Raw genomic sequence first — 19396 nt, 5'->3', positions numbered from 1 at the left:
CCGCCCGGGCCCACGGCCGATTTACCGCCGCGAATTAGCGGAGATATCAACCAATTGGTGGTCAATTCCCTTTTCGCCCCTTATCCCGAGACATTATCCGCGGTCATTTAGGGCGTTTTCTCCGCGCCAATTCCCTTAAAAACCCTAAATACTCAGTGCGGAGTGTATTTAGCCGATAACAAAGTGCCCCAAGGCGCGAGAAGCGCGGATAGCGCGATCTACGATTACACACACTCAGGTTCGGGCCCGCCCACGACCGAGCGGACCCGCCGCAGCGAGAATCAACGTGAAAGGACCTCCGGTGGCCTCAGGCCCGAACTCCCCACAGACAGGGCCCGCGTCTCCGCCGCCGGCGGCCCCACAGCCCGCGGCCGCCCGGTCCGAGTCCCCGGCCACGCCCGACCCGAAGCAGGCGAACATCGCTCTGGCCCTGTGTTTCTCGGGCTTCCTCCTCACGTTCTGGGCGTGGGCGCTCATGGGCCCGCTCGGGGCGACCTACAAGGACCAGCTCGGGCTCAGCTCGTTCCAGCAGTCGCTCGTGGTGGCGCTGCCCGTGGTGGTCGGGTCGCTCGGCCGCATCCCCGTCGGGGCGCTCACCGACCGCCTGGGCGGTCGTACGATGTTTCCGCTGATCGCGGGGTTGACGATCATCCCCACCCTCTTCGTCGGGTTCGTCGACGGCAGCTACGTCGCCCTCCTCATCGGCGGGTTCTTCCTGGGGATCGGCGGCACCTCCTTCGCCGTCGGCGTTCCCACCGTCAACTCGTGGTTCCCGCCGCACCGGCGTGGCACGGCCATCGGCATCTTCGGCGCCGGCATGGGCGGCACGGCGATCGCGGCCTTCACCACCCTGCGGCTCCGCGACGCCTTCGGCGACCGGGCGCCGTTCATCCTGGTGGCGATCCTGCTCGCCGTGTACGCGGTCGTCGCCCGGGCACTGCTGAAGAACTCGCCGGCGTGGGCCCCGGCCCAGGGCAACTGGGTGGTCAAGGCCGCCAGGACGCTCGCCCGCCCGGTCACCCTCAAACTCGCCTGGCTGTACGCGATGGGCTTCGGCGGGTTCGTGGCGTTCTCCGTCTACCTGCCCACCTACCTGCACAACTTCTACGAACTGGACATGGAGGACGCGGCCCTGCGCACCGCGGTGTTCGTCGTGATCGCGGTGGCCTGCCGGCCCCTCGGCGGCGCGCTGGCCGACAGGTTCCCCGGCGCGTGGGTGCTCATCGTCAGCTACATCGTCACCGGGCTGATGGCCGCCGCCGCGACCGAGCGCATGCCCCTCATCAACACGGAGGGCGGCACCCTCTACCCGCTCGGCACGGTCGTGTTCCTGTTCATGGGCGCCTCCCTCGGCGTCGCCTCGGGTGCCGTCTTCGCACTGGTGGCCGAGCTCGTCGAGCCGTCGGCCGTCGGGTCGGTGACCGGCATCGTCGGCGCGGTCGGCGGTCTGGGCGGCTTCGTCCCACCCCTGCTCCTCGGCTACTTCTGGACCGCCCACGGCAACTACCGCATCGGTCTGCTCCTGCTGTTCGTGCTCTCCGCGGCCACCGCGGTGCTCACGTGGCTGTGGTTCCTCCGCTCCGGCCGTAGCGCCTCCCCCGCGACTGAAAGGACGTCGGCATGACCAGCGTCGACTCGCCCAGCTCGTCGTCGTCACCCTCGGACGGCGGGAACGCTCCCACCGGTTCCGGGCGGCTCGACGGCCCCGTCACCGACGCCATCCTCCGCACCGGGCGGTTCTTCCGGCGCGGCGAGGCCTCGGAGGACCTCCGCACGGTCACCCACACCGGCGGCCGCGACGCCGACGTGTTCTACCGCGACCGCTGGAGCCACGACAAGGTGGTCCGCTCCACCCACGGCGTCAACTGCACGGGTTCCTGCTCGTGGAAGGTGTACGTCAAGGAGGGCATCATCACGTGGGAGGCCCAGCAGACGGACTACCCGGACATCGGTGACGACCTGCCGGCCTACGAGCCCCGCGGCTGCCCGCGCGGCGCGGCCTTCTCCTGGTACACCTACTCCCCCACCCGCGTGCGCTACCCGTACGTGCGCGGCGTGCTCATGCAGATGTGGCGCACCGCCCGGGCCGTGCACTCCGACCCGGTGGACGCGTGGGCATCGATCGTCGAGGACCCGGTCCTGAGCGCCCACTACAAGGCCGCGCGCGGCAAGGGCGGGCTCGTCCGTTGCCGCTGGGAGGACGCCCTGGAGATGGCGGCCGCCGCGCACGTGTACACCGCCAAGACCGTGGGCCCCGACCGCGTCGCCGGGTTCTCCCCGATCCCCGCCATGTCCATGGCCTCGTTCGGCGCCGGTGCCCGCTTCATGCAGCTCTTCGGCGGCTCCATGCTCTCCTTCTACGACTGGTACGCCGACCTGCCCGTGGCCTCGCCGCAGGTGTTCGGCGACCAGACCGACGTGCCGGAGTCCGCCGACTGGTTCAACTCGACCTACCTGGTGATGTGGGGCTCCAACGTCCCCGTCACCCGCACGCCGGACGCGCACTTCATGGCCGAGGCCCGCTACAAGGGCCAGAAGGTCGTGGTGGTCTCCCCCGACTACGCGGACAACACCAAGTTCGCCGACGAGTGGATCCACCCGCACCCCGGGACGGACGGCGCGCTGGCGATGTCGATGGTCCACGTGGTGCTCACCGAGTTCTACGCCCGTCGAGACACCCCCGAGTTCACCTCGTACGCCAAGACCTACACCGACCTGCCGTTCCTCGTCACCCTGCGCACCCGCGCGGACGGCACCGTGGTGCCGGACAAGTTCCTCACCGCCGACGCCGTGCGCCTCGACGTGGATCCGGGCGAGAACGCCGCCAGCAAGACCGTGATGCTCGACGCCGTCACCGACCGCGTGGTGGTGCCCAACGGCACGCTCGGCGACCGGTTCGGCGAGCAGGGCAAGGGCCGCTGGAACCTCGACCTGGGCGAGATCGACCCGGTGCTGAGCCTGCACGGGAGCGGCGGGGACACCGCCGAGATCGTCCTGCCGCGCTTCGACACGCCGCGCGGGGAGGCCGACACCGTCACGCGCGGCGTGCCGGTCCGCACCGTTGTGCTGGACGACGACGACGAGGTCATCGTCACGACCGTGTTCGACCTCATGATGGCGCAGTTCGGCGTGGCCCGGGACGGCCTGCCCGGTGACTGGCCGACCGGATACGACGACCCCGCCCCGTACACCCCGGCGTGGCAGGAGGAGCACACCGGCGTACCCGCCGCCCAGGCCGAGCGCTTCGGCCGCGAGTTCGCCCAGAACGCGCTGGACTCGGGCGGCCGCTCGATGATCCTCATGGGCGCGGGCACCAACCACTGGTTCCACTCCGACCTCATCTACCGGGCCTTCCTGTCCCTGACCATCCTCACCGGCTGCCAGGGCGTCAACGGCGGCGGCTGGGCACACTACGTAGGCCAGGAGAAGGTCCGCCCGCTCACCGGGTTCCAGCAGGTCGCGAACGCTCTGGACTGGTCGCGCCCGCCGCGCCAGATGATCTCCACGGCCTTCTTCTACCTGCACACCGGGCAGTGGAAGTACGACGCGTACGCGGCCGACGTGCTCACCTCCCCGACCGGCGACGGCCGCTTCGACGGCATGAGCACCCCGGACCTGGTGGCCATGTCCGCGCGGCTGGGCTGGATGCCCTCGTACCCGACCTTCTCCCGCAACCCGCTCGACCTGGGCGACGAGGCCGCCGCGGCGGGCGTCCCCGCCGGCGAGTACGTGGTGGACCGCATCAAGGCCGGCGACATGCGGTTCGCGGCCGAGGACCCCGACGGCCCCGGCAACGCGCCCAGGATCCTCACCGTGTGGCGGTCCAACCTCATCGGGTCCTCCGCCAAGGGCGACGAGTACTTCCTCAAGCACCTCCTGGGCACCGACAGCTCCCTGCGCGCCGATCAGGCGCCGGAGGGCCACCGCGGCCGCGACGTGGTGTGGCGCGAGGAGGGCGACGCCACCCCGGACGGCAAGCTCGACCTGCTCATGACGCTGGACTTCCGGATGACGTCCACCACGCTGTTCTCCGACCTCGTGCTGCCGGCGGCCACGTGGTACGAGAAGCACGACCTGTCGTCGACCGACATGCACCCGTTCGTGCACTCGTTCAACGCCGCGATCAACCCGCCCTGGGAGACCCGCAGCGACTTCGACACGTTCAAGATGCTCGCCGAAAAGGTCTCCGAGCTCAGCCACGGCCACCTCGACGCGCGGACCGACGTGGTGGCGGTGCCGCTCGGCCACGACACCCCGGACGCGATCGCCAACCCGGGCGGCAGGGTAACCGACTGGAAGGACGGCTCGTGTGAGCCGGTGCCGGGGAAGAACTTCCCCAAGATCGCCACGGTAGAGCGCGACTACCGGCTGATCGGCGAGAAGTTCGGCTCCCTCGGCCCGCTCGCCGAGTCCGCCGGCATGCCGGTCAAGGGCCTCAACCTCAAGCCCACCGAGGAGATCGCGGCGTTGCTGCGGCACAACGGCGAGACGCGCACGGGCGTCGGCAAGGGCCGCCCGCGGCTCGACACCGACATCCGGATGTGCGAGGCCATCCTGTCCCTGTCCGGCACCACCAACGGCCGCCTGGCCACCCAGGGCTTCGAGCAGCTCGAGGAGCGCACGGGCCGCGAGCTCGCCGACCTCTCCCGCGGCGAGGAGGGCAAACGCATCACCTTCTCCGACACCCAGTCGCGGCCGCAGCCGGTCATCACCTCGCCCGAGTGGTCGGGGTCCGAGCACGGCGGGCGCCGCTACAGCGCGTTCGTCATCAACACCGAGCGGCTCAAGCCGTGGCACACGCTCACCGGGCGGATGCAGTTCTTCATGGACCACGACTGGATGGCCGAGATGGGCGAGCAGCTGCCCGTGTACCGGCCGCCGCTCAACATGCATGAGCTGTACGGCGAGCCCAGGCTCGGCCACGACGGCGGCGCCGAACTCACCGTCCGGTACCTGACCCCGCACAACAAGTGGTCGATCCACTCGGAGTACCAGGACAACCTGCTCATGCTCAGCCTCGGCCGCGGCGGACCGATGGTGTGGATGAGCGACGCCGACGCCGCGCTCATCGGGGTCAAGGACAACGACTGGATCGAGGCGGTCAACCGCAACGGCGTGATCGTGGCGCGCGCCGTGGTCTCGCACCGCATGCCGGCGGGCACCGTGTACATGCACCACGCCCAGGACCGCACGATCGACGTCCCGCTGTCCGAGACCGATGGCAAGCGCGGCGGTATCCACAACTCGGCGACCCGGATCATGGTCAAACCCAGTCACCTGATCGGCGGGTACGCCCACTTCAGCTACGCGTGGAACTACATCGGTCCCACGGGTAACCAGCGCGACGAGGTGACGGTCATCCGCCGTCGCTCCCAGGAGGTGCAGTACTGATGCGGGTCATGGCACAGATGGCGATGGTGATGAACCTCGACAAGTGCATCGGATGCCACACCTGCTCGGTGACGTGCAAGCAGGCGTGGACCAACCGCGCCGGCACCGAGTACGTGTGGTGGAACAACGTCGAGACCCGGCCCGGGCTCGGCTACCCGCGCACCTACGAGGACCAGGAGCGCTGGAAGGGCGGCTGGGAACTGGACCGGAGGGGGCGCCTGCGGCTCAAGGCCGGCGGGCGGGCCAAGAAGCTCATGCAGATCTTCTCCAGCCCCACCATGCCGTCGATCGACGACTACTACGAGCCGTGGACCTACGACTACGACACGCTGGTCTCCGCGCCGCTGCAGCAGCACACCCCGGTCGCGCGCCCGTACTCGCTCATCAGCGGCGAGCCCATGAAGATCTCCTGGTCGGCCAACTGGGACGACAACCTGGGCGGCTCGCCCGAGCACCTGGCGAACGACCCGATCGTCAAGAAGGTCGGCGCCGAGGTCAAGGCCGAGTTCGAGCAGACGTTCATGTTCTACCTGCCGCGGATCTGCGAGCACTGCCTCAACCCGTCGTGCGCGGCATCGTGCCCCTCCGGCGCGATCTACAAGCGCGTCGAGGACGGCGTGGTGCTGGTGGACCAGGACAAGTGCCGCGGCTGGCGCCAGTGCATCACCGGCTGCCCGTACAAGAAGGTGTACTTCAACCACCGCACGGGCAAGGCCGAGAAATGTACGTTCTGCTTCCCCCGCATCGAGGTGGGCATCCCCACGGTGTGTTCGGAGACGTGCGTCGGCCGGCTGCGCTACATCGGCCTGGTGCTCTATGACGCCGACAAGGTGGCCGAGGCCGCGTCCACCCCGGACGAGAAGGACCTGCTCGCCGCCCAGCGCGCGTGTTTCCTCGATCCCGACGACCCCGAGGTGATCGCCGCCGCGCGGGCCGAGGGCATCCCCGAGGACTGGCTGGACGCCGCCCGCCGCTCACCGATCCGCCGGCTGATCCACGACTACGAGGTGGCCCTGCCGCTGCATCCGGAGTACCGGACCATGCCGATGGTCTGGTACATCCCGCCCCTGTCCCCGGTGATCGACCGGATCGCCGCCGACGGTGGCGACGGCGAGGACCCGGACATCCTGTTCTCCGCCATCGACCGGCTCCGCATCCCGCTGGAGTACCTCGCCGAGCTGTTCAGCGCCGGCGACGTGGACGTGGTGCAGGGCGTGCTCAACCGGCTGGCCGCCATGCGCACCTACATGCGCGACATCAACCTCGGGCGCGAGCCGCGGGGCGAGCTCTGCGAGGCCGTCGGCATGACGGAGGAGGAGATGTACGAGATGTACCGTCTCCTCGCCCTGGCGCACTACGAGGAGCGGTACGTCATCCCCACCGCGCACCAGGAGCAGGCCCACGACCTCGAGGAGCTCGTCACCGAGTGCAGCCTCGACTTCGACGGCGGCCCCGGCATGGGCGGGTCCGGCCCGTTCGGCGAGGGCTCGGGCGACCACAACGTGCCGATCGCCGTGGAGAACTTCCACGCCCTACGGGACCGGCAGACCGCCGACACCCCCGCCTCCCCGGAGGGCAAGGACCGGCGGATCAACCTGCTCAACTGGGACGGCAACGGGCGTGCGGGCGGCCTGTTCCCGGGGAAGAGGTAGACCGGTGGCCGCAGACTTCTTTACCGGCGACCTGTTCGCCCGCGTCCGCCAGGCCGTACGACCGGGCCGCACGCCCGTCGTGGGCCGCGGCGCGCCCACCGACCGCGCCATCTACCAGGCGGCCTCGCTGCTGCTGGACTACCCGACGACCGAGCTCGTCGAGCAGGTGCCCACCATGCGAGCGCTGGTCGACGAGCTCGGCGGTCCGGCTCGGTCCCTGCTCCCGCTGCTCGACAGGCTCGAGAGCGAACCGCTGACCGACCTGCAGACCGAGTACGTCGAGACCTTCGACATGCGCCGGCGCTGCTGCCTATACCTGACGTACTACCAGCACGGCGACACCCGCAAGCGTGGCTCCGCCCTGCTCGCCTTCGTCACCGCCTACAAGCTCGCCGGCGCCGTGATGTCGGCCCGGGAGCTGCCCGACCATCTGGGCGTCGTCCTGGAATTCGGCGCCCAGCACGACCTCGACCGCTGTCGCGGCCTGCTCGTCAACCACCGGCCGGGGCTCGAGACGCTGCGCATCGCGCTCACCGATCGCCGGTCGGAGTGGGCAGGGGTCGTCTCGGCCGTCACCGCCACCCTCCCGCCGATCGACGGCGAGGGTCACGAGGCGGTCCGCAAGCTCATCGCTCAGGGCCCGCCCGACGAGGACGTCGGCCTGGAGGCGTTCACCTCATCGTCCTACCTGGAGAGCGGGGCCCACCCATGACCGATGTGACCTGGATCGACGTGTTCCTGTGGATCGTCCTGCCGTATGTGTGTCTGGCGATCTTCGTCGTGGGCCACTGGTGGCGGTACCGGTATGACAAGTTCGGCTGGACCACCCGGTCCTCGCAGCTCTACGAGTCCCGCCTGCTGCGCTGGGGTAGTCCGCTGTTCCACTTCGGCATCCTCTTCGTGGTGGGCGGCCACATCATCGGCCTGGTGATCCCCAAGTCGTGGACCGAGGCCGTGGGCATCACCAACGAGATGTATCACTGGATCGCGGTGATCACCGGCGCGATCGCCGGCTTCTGCACGGTCGTGGGCCTGGCGATCCTCATCTACCGCCGCCGGACCGTCGGGCCGGTCTTCTCGGCGACGACGCTCAACGACAAGGTGATGTACGTCTTCCTCGCGCTGACGATCTTCCTCGGCATGGCCAACACCGTCGTCGGCAACATCCTCAGCCACTACGACTACCGCGAGGACCTGTCCGTGTGGTTCCGCGGCATCTTCTGGTTCCAGCCGGACCCCGCCCTGATGGCGGATGCGCCGTTCAGCTTCAAGGCCCACGCGATCGTCGCGTTCCTGCTGTTCGCGATCTGGCCGTTCACCCGGCTCGTCCACGTGTTCTCCGCGCCCGTCGGGTATCTGTGGCGCCCGTACGTCGTCTACCGCTCGCGGCCCACCGACCAGTTCGGCAACCGGCACTACCGCCGCGGTTGGAGCCGCGAGGACGTGGCCGACGTCAGCCGGACCGTCGGCACCAAACGGTAGCCGCGTACACGACCGGCGTCCCGACACCCACATGCGGCCTCACACCCTCCCGACACCCGCACGACTGTCCCCGGGGTACTTCGCCATGGTCATGGCGACCGGGATCGTGGCCGTGGGCGCCGGTCAGCGGGGCTGGCAGACGTTGTCGGTTCTCCTCACCGTTCTCACTGCGGTCGAGTACGCGGTCCTCGTGCTCCTCACCCTGTGGCGGCTGATCGCCTACCGGACCGAGGTCGTCTCCGATCTCCACGACTCCCGCAAGGCATTCCTGTTCTTCACATTCGTGGCGGGGACCAACGTCCTCGCGGTGGCGCTCGCCGGCCATGGCCTGCTCGCCGTGCCCGCCGCGCTCTTGTGCGTCGCGGCGGTCGCCTGGATCATCCTCGGCTACACGGTCCCGTGGGTCGCGGTCCTCTCCCGGGACGAACGGCCGGTGGTCGCCGAGGCCAACGGCACCTGGTTCATCTGGGTGGTCGCCAGTCAGTCCGTGGCCGTCGCGGCGGCGACTCTGGAGCCCCGGGTCGAGTCCGCTCGCGACGCGCTCGCCATAGTGGCCGTGACATCGTGGTCGGTCGGTGTGGTGCTCTACGTGGCGAGCGCGGTGTTCGTCTCCCTCCGCCTCATGCTCTACCCGCTGGACCCCACGGAGCTCGATCCCCCGTACTGGGTCTCCATGGGAGCGGTGGCGATCACCGTGGTCGCCGGTGCACGGATCGTGGAGATGGCCAGCGCTCCGATGGTCGACGCGGTGCGGGGCCTGGTCGCCGGCCTCGTGGTGGTGTTCTGGTGCTTCGCCACCTGGCTCATCCCGGTGCTGGTCGCGGTGGGGGTGTGGCGCCATAAGGTCCGGCAGGTGCCCTTCCACTTCGAACCCACCTGGTGGTCGATCGTCTTCCCGCTCGGCATGTATGCCGTCGCGGGAATGTACCTGGGCCGCGCTGACGACCTGCCCATCGTCGCCTGGATCGGCGAGGCGTGGATGTGGGTGGCGGTCGCGGCATGGCTCATCGCGGTCGTCGGGATGGTCCGGTCCCGACTCCCGCAGGTGGCGACGGCATCCACCTGAGAGGGATCAGTCAGTCCCGACGCCGACCTGGATGAGCGTGCCCCACGGGTCGTCGACCCGGAGGACGCCGCCGTCGTGGCGGGCTCGGAACCCGTGGTCGGTGAGGCGCTGCTGGAGCGCGTCGACGTCGTCGGCGGTCGGCAGCTCGATGTTGACCTGCCCCAGCCCGAGGGCGGCCGCGCGCGGGCCCGCCCCGGCGGTGCCCCACGTGTTGACGGCGATGTGGTGGTGATACCCGCCGGCGGCGATGAACAGGGCCGAGCCGACATCGCTCATCACTTCGAATCCGAGGGCGTCCACGTAGAAGTCCCGCGCCACAGCGATGTCGCCGACCTGCAGGTGGACGTGGCCGAGGGTCGCGCCCGGCGGGGTCGCGGACGCCTCGGACAGGTGGGTTCGCAGGAAGGCGTTGGGATCCAGCGGGTTGGTGGCCACCTTGAGCAGACCGTGCGGCTCGGTGGCCCAGGTCTCGCGGGGGCGGTCGGCGTACAGTTCGACGCCGTTGCCCTCGGGGTCGTCGAAGTAGAACGCCTGGCTGTACAGGTGGTCCGAGCTGCCGGTGAACGACCGGGGCGCGTACCGGGCGACCGAGGCGACGGCAGCGGCCAGCGACGACTCGTCGTCGAACAGCACGGCCGTGTGGAACAGACCGGCCTCACCGAACCTCCGCGGCGGCAGGTCGGGCATCCGGCGCATCCGCACGAGCGGGCTTCCGGCGCGGCCGAGCACCGCGGTCTCGCCGGACTGCTCCAGCACCTCCAGGCTCACACCCTCGGAGTAGAAACCGATCATCGCGTCCAGGTCGCGGACCAGCAGCTCGACGGCTCCCATGCGGGTGTCCGGCGCGAGGAGGTCGTCGGCGGGCCGCTCGACGAGGCTGCGGGGGTCGGGGTTCTGGACGTAGACGGGCATGGCACGCTCCTGGTTCGTCGGGTCGATCAGTCGGTCGATGCTATTTGATGTGTCATCTATACCAACCGGTGCGGCCCCTCGTCTATTCCGTGACGCGTCAATCGCCCCCGGCCGGGCGCGAGATCGGGCGCGGGATCAGGCGGAGGCGCCGGCCCGACCAGCGGAGGCATTCCCGCCGGGACGAGCATTCCGGCATCACAAGCCCGCCAAGATGCGCTGCCTCTCCGGCTTATGCTGGCCGATTGGACCGATCCACCAGCACAACCCTCGCCCAAACGTGCAGACACGCAGCACAGGCCGAAGAGGCAGCGCAATCGAGGCCGGATGCGCTGACTCTCTGCCCGGTGCCGCCGCCAGCGCCCGTCACTGCCGCCGCCAGCGCTCGCCCGATGCCGCCGTCGGCGGGTGGCGGGTGGCGGGGCGGTCAGCCGCTCACGTCGAGGAAGCCCGTTGCGCCCTTCTCCGCGTCAGCGAACGCGTGGTCCACGAAGACGTAGCGACCGGGCTCGGCCGGCGTCATCTCGACGAACCCTCCCTGCGACGGCGCCAGGTCCAGCGCCTGCGCCCCGCCGCCACTCCCGCCGAACGCGTCGCGTCCGTCGCGGAGCCGGTACGCACCCTCCTTGTACACGGTGTCGAACTGCCCACCCACCACGTGGAAACTCGTGCCGTCGCTCGGGCCGGCCGCGACCACCCAGATCCGGACGGTCTCGCCCACCCGCGCGGTGAGCGGGTCGCGCCGGTACTGCGTGGCGTGGCCGTTGAACATCACCAGGTCGGGCCGGCGGGCGGCGATCTTGTCTATGTCGAACGGCTCGTCGTCGCCGCCGAGATACGCCTCCGACTGCACCAGGACGTACTCGCGGTCCACCTCCGGCAGCTCCGGCGGGTCCACGATGAGCGCCCCGAACATCCCCGCCGCGACGTGCCCGCTCATCGGCGCGGTGGCGCAGTGGTACAGCCACGCGCCCGCCCGCTTCACGGTGAACCGGTATTCCAACTCCTCGCCGGGCGGGATCGTGCGCATGACCTCGTCGGGGCTCACGTCACCGGCGTGGAAGTCGATCGAGTGGCCGATCGTCCCCTCGTTGCGGAAGGTCACGACGAACGTGTCCCCGACCCGGCCCCGCAGGGTCGGCGCGGGCACACCACCGTTGTAGGTCCACACCGGCCGCACCACCCCGGGCGCCAGCTCGTCGGTGGTCTCCTCGACCGTGAGGGTGATCCGGTGCTCACGGCCCGGCGGCGCGGGCGGGAGGACGGGGTCACGGGTCACGACATCGTCCGATGGCGGGGAGAGGACGTCGATCGCGTCGGTCGGGGACGCCGCACCACCGACACCACCGCCGGACCCGCCGCCGGCGGGATCGCCCCCCTCGACCCGCACATCGAAGGTCATGCCCATCGCCTTGTGCCCGGCGATCGTGCACCAGCCCTCGACCGGGCGGCCCACCACGCCGACGTCCACCCGCGCCGTCTCACCCGGCTCCACTCTGCCGGTCCCGACCCCGTTGGCCAGGTACAGGTCGTGAACCGTCGTCTCGTCGTCGTTCCTCAATTCGATCACCAACCGGTCACCGACGGGGACGGTCACGGTGCTCGGCTCGAACCTCATCCCCACCGCGACCACCTCGACGGTCGTGGTGTTGCCGGTCGGGGTGACCACGGCCGACCCGTCGGTGCGGCGCAGCGGAGAGGACGGGTCGACGACGAGGGCGGTCCCCGTCGCCAGGGCCGCCACCAGCAGCGCCGCCAGCGCACCGACGAGGTTCCGCCGCCGACCGGGGGCGATCTCCGCGCGGGCCGTGTCCGCCGTGACCCGGGCGGGCTTCTCCCCGGCCTCCCGCGCCGCTGCGGCCGCGCGGATCACCCGCAGCTGAGCGCGGACGGCGCGGATCATCACCGGCAGGAACAGCACGAACCCCACGAACGCCAGCAGCGAGCCGACGACCCGCGTCCAGCTGGTCCCGCCGGGCGCGAGGAAGACGATCAGCCCGACGTTGACCAGGACCAGGCGGAACGCCGCGAGGCGGTTCATCTCGACCATCCCCGCGCGCACGGCCGCCGGCCCCCCGCGCATCACGGTGGGCATGAGGAAGCTCATGGCGCCGAACAGGATCTGGGCGGCGGCGCCGGCGAGCAGCGGGGCGGTCACGTCGCCCAGGTCGGTCATCCGGCCGGTGGCGACGAGCCACGTGGCCCATCCCAGCGCGATCGGCAGCCACACCAGCCCGCAGGCGATGCTCATCGAGGCGAACTCCCGCGGCGGCGCGCTGCGTGCGGCGCGGACCAGGTACACCAGGTGCCACAGCACGGCCAGCAGGTACCCGCCCAGCGCCCCGGCGATCACCGGCTCCGCCCCCGCGAGCGAGGCTCCCGCCGCCGCGACGACGGCCGCCGCCATGACGGCCAGGGAGCGGGTCGCAGCGGCGTCCTGGCCCGGCGCCATCGGGGTGCGCAGGACCGTGGCCCAGAAGGTGACCAGCGTGGTGAGGACCGTGATGCCGACGAATCCCAGGACGTTGACGGCGAGATGGAACGCCCGCAGGCGCACGCCCCACTCCTCGCCGACGCCGACCCCCATGACCGCGCCCGCCACCGCCCCGGCCGGCAGGAACGCCGCCGCCACCGCGTAATACCGCACGATCGGCCGGAACCGGGTGGGAGCGGCCGCGCGGATCTGCCGGACGAGATCCACCACGTACCAGGCGACCGCTCCGCCGACGACCGTCGCGCCGGCGACGATCGCGATCGGCCACGCCCCGATCATCCCCGCGACCAACGCCACGATCCCCGCGTTGAGGACCATGATCCTGCGCACCTGGACCGCCCTCGACTCCTCCGCGGGCCGCTGGTGCAGCAGCGTCTCGGTGAAGTGCTGGCCCCAGACGAGGATCGAGTTGGTGAGCAGGCCCAGCGTGAAGACGTGGATGATCGTCCACGTGGACGCCGGCACCCACCGGTGCACCACGCCCAGCACCACCAGCGCGATCATCCACAGCTGCACCGGCCGGGTCGCCCGCCGGTGCCACGACCCCGTCCGCCGGGACGGGGAGCGGGGCGCGGAAGTACTCATACCGCCGAGTCTAGGCCCGGCCAAATACCCTCCCGACGTGGGGATTTTCCGCGGCCGACGGGGGGATTTTCCGCGCTCACTGCGGCAGCGGGTCCAGTCCGGAGTTCTCGAGGGCGCGCCGGCCCCGATCGGAGACGACCAACTCCAGGAAGTCGTCCGTCGCCGCGCGCTCCCCCTCCGGGTCGGCCCCCTCCTCGCCGCGCACGACCCTGGCCACCGAGTACCGCGTGGTCCCCGCCGCCTGGGCGAGCTCGTGGTCCCGCTGGTCGACCTCGGCCTGCGCGACCCAGCCGTGCGAGGCGGCGACGTCGGTCCGGTAGACGATGCCCACGTCGATGTCGTTGTCGGCCAGGCGCGCGGTGAGGGCGCGCGAACCCGAGTCCCGCTCGACCCCCGGCGGCTCTACGCCCGCCGCGGACAGCAGCGTCTCCGCGGCCTTCCCGCACGGCACGTCCATCGCGCACAGGCCGACCCGCAGGTCCGGGCGTTCGAGGTCGCGTAGCCCGGTGATCCGGCGCGGGTTCCCGGACGGCACGGCCACCACGACGTGGTTGCGGGCGAAGACGCGGGGATCGACGGCCACGCCGGCGTCCACCACCTGCTGCATGGCGTCCTCGCTCGCGGAGGCGAAGATGTTGATGTCGTCACGCCCCGGCAGCCCGGCGGCGATCGTGTCCGACCGGCCCAGCTCGAGGCTGACGGTGACCCCGGGATGCTCGTCCTCGAGGATGTCGATCATCTCCGTGAACGCCGCGGACAACGACGGGGCGGCCGCGATACCGATGGTCATGGTCTCGTCCTCGGGATCCTCCGGAGCGCAGGCACCGACCACCGTGCACGCCAGGGCGACCGTCAGCACACCGACCCCCCGGCTCCGGTTCATCGCTCAGCCGCCGGCGAACGGGGGCAGTACATCGATGGCGGAGACGCCGTCGATCGGGGTCTTCGGATCCCGGGTGGTCTCGTCGCCCACCAGGAAGGAGGACACCGTGACGATGCTGGCGAGCGGCTCACCGTGCCGCTCGCACACCTCCCGCGCCAGCTCCCCGACGGTGGTGGCGTGGGTGTGCAGTCGTTCGCGGGCGGTACCGGCGGCGTCCTCCGCCGCGGCGTAGTAGCCCACGGTGATCACCCGCGGCGCTCGTCCCACATCCGGTGTGCTGCTCACATCATCAACTCTATCGCTCGACACTGACACGTCAACCACCAATAGCTCCCATCGACCGCCGCGGCCTGTGGAAGGCAGTACCGCCGATCCCGTGCCCGGCCTGCTTGCCCCACATCGCGCCCCGCCAGATCTCCGCGACCTCGGAGTCCGGGGCGCCCGAGCGCAGCACGCCGAGCACGTCGGTCTCGTCGTCACTGAACAGGCACGACCGCACCGTTCCCTCGGCGGTGAGCCGGGTACGGTCGCAGGCCGCGCAGAAGTTGCGGGTCACGGTCGCGATCACCCCGACCGTAGCGGGCGCGCCCCCGACCGTGTGGCCGGCGACCCGCCACAGCTCGGCCGGCGCGGACGGGTCCTCGCGCCCCGCGGGGACCAGCTCGAACCGGGTCCGCAGGGAGTCCAGCACGTCGGCGGCGGTGACCATCTCCGCGCGTGACCAGGTGGCCTCGGCGTCGAGGGGCATCTCCTCGATGAACCGCAGCTGCACGCCCTCGGCGAGCGCCCACTCCAGCAGGTCGGGCGCGCCGTGCAGGGTCGCGCGCAGCGGCACCGCGTTGACCTTGACCGGATCCAGCCCTGCCTCGACGGCGGCCCGCACGCCGCGCAGGACCGAGGGCAGCCGGTCGCGGCGGGTCAGCTCGGCGAACTCGGCGCGGTCGACCGTGTCCAGCGAGATGTTGATGCGGTCCAGCCCGGCCTCGACGAGCCGACCGACGCGGTGCTCGAGGCCGACCCCGTTGGAGGTCATGGCGATGGGCAGGTCCGGGCAGGCCTCACGGGTGCCGGCGATGATGCGCTCGAGGTCGGACCGCATGAGCGGCTCGCCCCCGGTGAAGCGGACCTCGTGCACCCCCAGCTCGCGGTGCGCCAGCGCCACCAACCGGATCACCTCGTCGGCCGTCATCCGCGCGGCGTCGGGGATCGGCGGCAGCCCCTCCTCGGGCATGCAGTACGTGCAGCGCAGCGAGCACTTCTCGGTCAACGAGACCCGCAGGTCCCGGGCGACGCGGCCGAAGGAGTCGACGAGCAGCGGCGTCGCGGGGCGTGTGTGCGGGCCCGCGCCCGGTGCGCGGCGGGTGTCCGGGACGGTCACGGCGGCCACCTCCCCTCTAAGGTGTAGGTGGCCCCGAGTGTAGGGGCCCGCGCCGTGCCCCGCTCACTCGTCCTCCGGCCGCCGTTCCAGCGCGGTGACGTCCGGGGTGGGCCCCAGCAGCGTGAGTTCGTGGATCTCGTCGCGCTCGGCCTGGCCGCGCAGCTGCGGCGCGATCGCCCGTCCCAGGTGGTAACCCAGGACCACCACCAGGGTACCCAGGGCGATGCCGCCGAGCTGGAAGTCGTCGGTGATCTGCAGGGTCGTGTCGCCGATCGCGATCACCACACCCGCCGCGACCGGCACCAGGTTGAGCGGGTTACCGAAATCGACCCGGTTCTCCTTCCAGATCTTGGCGCCGAGCAGGCCGATCATCCCGTAGAGCACCACCGTGATGCCGCCCAGCACACCGCCCGGGGTCGCGGAGATCACCGCACCCAGCTTGGGGGAACACCCCAGCACGATCGCGGTCAGCGCGGCCACCACGTACGCGGCCGTCGAGTACACCTTGGTCGCGGCCATCACACCGATGTTCTCGGCGTACGTCGTCGTCGCCGACCCGCCGAACGACGTGGCCAGCACGGTCCCGGCACCGTCCGCGGCGAGGGCGCGGCCCATCAGGCCGTCGGTCTCGGTCCGCGTGATCTCCCCGATCGCCTTGACGTGCCCGGCGTTCTCGGCGATGAGCGCGATGACGCCCGGCACCACCAGCAGCACGAACGCCAGCGAGAAGCTCGGCGCGTGGATGCCCACCACGCCGGCGGCCTCGTCGGTCATCGGCGGCAGGCCGAGCCACGGCGCGTCCCACACGCCCGACCAGTCGACGCGCAGGTGCTCCGTCACCTCGCCGGAGTCGGCGTCGAGGGAGGTGATCGGGCCGGTGGCCAGGTCCAGCACCCAGGACAGGACGTAACCGAAGATGAGGGCGAGGAAGATCGCGATCCGCCCCGCGAAGCCCTTGAGCCCGACGGTCATCAAGATCAGCACGACCATCACCGCCAGCGCCACCCACTGGTCCTGCGGCCAGTAGGTGTCGGCGACGACCGGCGCGAGGTTGAAGCCGAGCAGCATGACGACCGCGCCGGTGACCACGGGCGGCAGCACCGCCGTGACCACGCGGCCGCCGACGAGATGGACGACGACGCCCACGACCAGCAGCGCCGCGCCCGCCACCAGCATCGCGCCGGTGACCTCCGCGCTCGTGCCGCCCTGCGCGCGGATCGCCGCGACCGCGCCGACGAACGCCACCGAGGTGCCGAGATAGCTGGGGACCTGCCCCTTGACCACGGCGAGGAACAACAGGGTGCACACGCCGGAGAAGAGGATCGCCAGCTGCGGGTTGAGGCCCATGATGATGGGGAAGACGAACGTCGCGCCGAACATCGACACCACGTGCTGCGCGCCGATCCCGATGGTGCGCGGCCAGCTCAGCCGCTCCATGGGGGCGACCACCTCACCGGGTCGGATGTTCCTGCCGTCGCCGTGTACCGACCAGAGACCCACGTCTTCCCCACTCTCGCTGCGTCCGGCCGCACCCGCGCGCGCCGTAGGCACAGTACAACGCGGTTACCGTGGGGACATGAGTTCCCTGCCCGACCGGCCCGACCGTCCGTCCCCCGCCGAGTACCGCGAGCTGCTGCGCGCGCACCTGGCGCCGGTGTTGGAGCGGGCGGCGCGGAGCACGCACCTGCCGTTGGCGGCGTGCGCGGACTCGGTCCTGGCGGTGCCGCTGCGGGCGTCGGTGGATCTGCCGCTGTTCGTGAACTCGCAGATGGACGGCTACGCGGTGCGGTCGGTGGACATCGCCGGGGCGGGGCCGGACTCGCCGGCGCGGCTGCGGGTGGTCGGGGCGGTGCACGCCGGTGACGGTCGGGGTCACGGGGTCGACGACGACGAGGCCTGCAAGGTGATGACCGGCGCGCCCCTGCCCGAGGGTGCGGATTGTGTGGTGCCGGTCGAGGACACGAGGGTGAGCGACACCGACCCCACTGCGGTGCTGGTGGTGGCGCCGCGGTCGCCGGGCGAGTTCATCCGCCGCCCGGGGGACGACGTCCGCGCCGGCGACGTGGTGATCGACGCCGGGGTGCGGCTGGCGGCGCGCCACCTCGCGGCGGCCGCCTCGCTCGGGGAGTCGGGTCTCGATGTGCGGCCTCGCCCGCGGGTCGGCGTGGTGGCCACGGGCTCGGAGCTGGTCGCGCCGGGGCGGCCGCTGGGGCCGGGGCAGATCTGGGAGTCCAACTCCATCACCCTGGCCGCCGCCCTCAAGGCCTGCGGGTGCGAGGTCACCACCACAACGATCTCGGGCGACGACCGCGGCGAGTTCACCCCGGCACTGGACACGGCTGTCGGTGGTGCGGACCTCGTGGTCACCGCGGGCGCCGTCTCGATGGGCGACGCCGAGGTGGTGCGCCAGGTCCTCGCCGATCGCGAGGGCGCCCGCTTCGCGCCGATCGCCATGCAGCCCGGCGGACCCCAGGGCCTGTCGACCTGGCGCGGTACCCCGGTCGTGTGTCTGCCGGGCAACCCGGTCAGCGCGCTGGTGTCGTTCGTGGTGCTGCTGCGACCGGTCATCCTCGAGGCGGTGGGGCGGTCGCCTGTCCAACCGGTGCGGGCCCGGCTCTCGCGCGACGTCACCTCCCCCGCAGGGAAGGTCCAGTTCCTGCGGGCGGCGCTCGGCCCTGACTCCGGTGCTGGCATCCCCGTCGTCGAGCCGGTCTCCGGTTCCGGCTCACACCTGGTCGCCTCGATGGCGCGCGCTGACGTGCTGGTGGAGATCCCCGCCGACGTGACCTCGCTGGCCGCCGGGACCGAGGTCGACGCGGTGGCGCTGTAGCCGCCGATGCCCGCGGGCAGGCGACAGATCTGAGACCAGAAGGCACGTGACCGAGCACGCCTTTTTGCATCTACCCGATCGTCGGCATGGCGCTGACCACGGCCACGGTCGCGGTGATGACCCAGATGACAGGCTCGACCCCGATCTGGCAGATCATGGGCATGCTGCTGTTCTTCGGCGCCGGCCTGGGCCTGGTCATGCAGGTGATCGTGCTGGCGGTTCAGAACGCGGTCGACCCGCGCGAGGTGGGCGTGGCCACGAGCTCGAACAACTACTTCCGCGAGATCGGTGCGGCGATCGGCACCGCCTGGTTCGGTTCGCTGTTCACGGGTCGGCTGATCGACAACCTCACCGACACGGTGGCCGCCAACCCGGAGCAGGCGATCGCCTCGGGGTTGAACCCGGGCGCCGTCACGCCGGCCTTCGTGGCGAACCTCCCCGAGCCGCTGAACCAGGGGATCGTGGACTCCTATGCGGATGCGTTGGCTCCCGCGCTCTGGTTCGTGGTGCCGGTCCTCGCCGTCGCCCTTCTCTTCGCGTTCTTCCTCCCCCAGGTCACCCTCAGCACCGAGGCCGGCATGATCGCGCGCGGCGAGGCCGTGTGGGATGACGGCAGGGGCGAGGTCGTCGAGATTGACGGAGAAGACGTTCCCCGGGTCGACGACGACAACGCCACCACCGGGCGGGGTCGGCCGGGTCCAGCACCGGGTCGTCGAGCACGACGAC

At 71.0% G+C, this 19396-nt stretch carries 13 protein-coding genes and 1 pseudogene; 8 read left to right on the top strand and 6 right to left on the bottom strand.

Features of this window, described 5'->3' with window-relative positions; translation table 11 throughout:
- Positions 1-301 precede the first annotated feature (301 nt).
- The 6 genes from KHA85_RS01925 to KHA85_RS01900 are packed head-to-tail and all read left to right on the top strand — an operon-like array spanning position 302 to position 9591.
- Positions 302-1624: an MFS transporter gene (locus KHA85_RS01925; RefSeq protein ID WP_308936827.1), complete on the top strand. Its 1323-nt coding sequence runs from the start codon at positions 302-304 to the stop codon at positions 1622-1624.
- On the top strand, positions 1621-5391 hold the full coding sequence (locus tag KHA85_RS01920) for a nitrate reductase subunit alpha (RefSeq protein WP_213184602.1): 3771 nt from the start codon (positions 1621-1623) through the stop codon (positions 5389-5391). Before KHA85_RS01925 ends, KHA85_RS01920 begins: the two co-directional genes overlap by 4 nt.
- Positions 5391-7043, top strand: coding sequence for a nitrate reductase subunit beta (gene narH / locus KHA85_RS01915; protein WP_213184601.1), 1653 nt, complete (start codon positions 5391-5393; stop codon positions 7041-7043). Before KHA85_RS01920 ends, narH begins: the two co-directional genes overlap by 1 nt.
- Before the next feature lie 4 nt (positions 7044-7047).
- Positions 7048-7755, top strand: a complete 708-nt coding sequence (gene narJ, locus KHA85_RS01910; protein WP_063973384.1) for a nitrate reductase molybdenum cofactor assembly chaperone — start codon at positions 7048-7050, stop codon at positions 7753-7755.
- Positions 7752-8525: a respiratory nitrate reductase subunit gamma gene (gene narI / locus KHA85_RS01905; protein ID WP_063973385.1), complete on the top strand. Its 774-nt coding sequence runs from the start codon at positions 7752-7754 to the stop codon at positions 8523-8525. The genes narJ and narI overlap by 4 nt, the downstream gene beginning before the upstream one ends.
- 31 nt (positions 8526-8556) lie before the next feature.
- Positions 8557-9591 (top strand): tellurite resistance/C4-dicarboxylate transporter family protein, encoded by a 1035-nt coding sequence (locus tag KHA85_RS01900; RefSeq protein ID WP_063973386.1) that lies wholly within the window; start codon positions 8557-8559, stop codon positions 9589-9591.
- Between the two features lie 6 nt (positions 9592-9597).
- Here KHA85_RS01900 and KHA85_RS01895 read toward each other — a convergent pair whose 3' ends face one another.
- The 6 genes from KHA85_RS01895 to KHA85_RS01870 all read right to left on the bottom strand — a co-directional run bounded on the left by KHA85_RS01895 (position 9598) and on the right by KHA85_RS01870 (position 17277).
- Positions 9598-10503, bottom strand: coding sequence for a VOC family protein (locus tag KHA85_RS01895; protein ID WP_213184600.1), 906 nt, complete (start codon positions 10501-10503; stop codon positions 9598-9600).
- Between the two features lie 424 nt (positions 10504-10927).
- Positions 10928-13579 carry a multicopper oxidase domain-containing protein gene (locus tag KHA85_RS01890; RefSeq protein ID WP_236885031.1) on the bottom strand — a complete coding sequence of 884 codons (2652 nt, stop codon included), beginning with the start codon at positions 13577-13579 and terminating at the stop codon, positions 10928-10930.
- A gap of 76 nt (positions 13580-13655) precedes the next feature.
- Positions 13656-14462 carry a molybdate ABC transporter substrate-binding protein gene (locus KHA85_RS01885; protein WP_213184599.1) on the bottom strand — a complete coding sequence of 269 codons (807 nt, stop codon included), beginning with the start codon at positions 14460-14462 and terminating at the stop codon, positions 13656-13658.
- A 3-nt stretch (positions 14463-14465) separates the two neighbouring features.
- Complete coding sequence (locus KHA85_RS01880; protein WP_236885030.1) at positions 14466-14747, bottom strand: MoaD/ThiS family protein; 282 nt, start codon at positions 14745-14747, stop codon at positions 14466-14468.
- A gap of 31 nt (positions 14748-14778) precedes the next feature.
- Complete coding sequence (gene moaA / locus KHA85_RS01875) at positions 14779-15849, bottom strand: GTP 3',8-cyclase MoaA (RefSeq protein WP_061914252.1); 1071 nt, start codon at positions 15847-15849, stop codon at positions 14779-14781.
- Between the two features lie 54 nt (positions 15850-15903).
- Positions 15904-17277: a uracil-xanthine permease family protein gene (locus tag KHA85_RS01870; protein WP_213184598.1), complete on the bottom strand. Its 1374-nt coding sequence runs from the start codon at positions 17275-17277 to the stop codon at positions 15904-15906.
- Between the two features lie 139 nt (positions 17278-17416).
- Here KHA85_RS01870 and KHA85_RS01865 point away from each other — a divergent pair, with 139 nt between their 5' ends.
- Both KHA85_RS01865 and KHA85_RS01860 read left to right on the top strand, forming a co-directional pair.
- Positions 17417-18670, top strand: coding sequence for a molybdopterin molybdotransferase MoeA (locus KHA85_RS01865; protein ID WP_213184597.1), 1254 nt, complete (start codon positions 17417-17419; stop codon positions 18668-18670).
- Between the two features lie 86 nt (positions 18671-18756).
- Positions 18757-19396: pseudogene (locus KHA85_RS01860) on the top strand (MFS transporter); the annotation flags it as partial.

The sequence above is a fragment of the Dietzia massiliensis genome (assembly GCF_018390595.1).
Lineage (GTDB): Bacteria > Actinomycetota > Actinomycetes > Mycobacteriales > Mycobacteriaceae > Dietzia > Dietzia massiliensis.
The sequence above is the reverse complement of the archived record's forward strand: the minus strand, read 5'-3'. Positions and strand labels throughout refer to the sequence as shown.

What these genes read in the sequence shown, in the direction of transcription:
- KHA85_RS01920 (WP_213184602.1), top strand. Translation starts at nt 1,621, where the DNA reads ATGACCAGCGTCGACTCGCCCAGCTCGTCGTCGTCACCCTCGGACGGC.
- narH (WP_213184601.1), top strand. Translation starts at nt 5,391, where the DNA reads ATGCGGGTCATGGCACAGATGGCGATGGTGATGAACCTCGACAAGTGC.
- narI (WP_063973385.1), top strand. Translation starts at nt 7,752, where the DNA reads ATGACCGATGTGACCTGGATCGACGTGTTCCTGTGGATCGTCCTGCCG.
- KHA85_RS01900 (WP_063973386.1), top strand. Translation starts at nt 8,557, where the DNA reads ATGCGGCCTCACACCCTCCCGACACCCGCACGACTGTCCCCGGGGTAC.
- KHA85_RS01895 (WP_213184600.1), bottom strand. Translation starts at nt 10,503, where the DNA reads ATGCCCGTCTACGTCCAGAACCCCGACCCCCGCAGCCTCGTCGAGCGG.
- KHA85_RS01890 (WP_236885031.1), bottom strand. Translation starts at nt 13,579, where the DNA reads ATGAGTACTTCCGCGCCCCGCTCCCCGTCCCGGCGGACGGGGTCGTGG.
- KHA85_RS01885 (WP_213184599.1), bottom strand. Translation starts at nt 14,462, where the DNA reads ATGAACCGGAGCCGGGGGGTCGGTGTGCTGACGGTCGCCCTGGCGTGC.
- KHA85_RS01870 (WP_213184598.1), bottom strand. Translation starts at nt 17,277, where the DNA reads ATGGAGCGGCTGAGCTGGCCGCGCACCATCGGGATCGGCGCGCAGCAC.
- KHA85_RS01865 (WP_213184597.1), top strand. Translation starts at nt 17,417, where the DNA reads ATGAGTTCCCTGCCCGACCGGCCCGACCGTCCGTCCCCCGCCGAGTAC.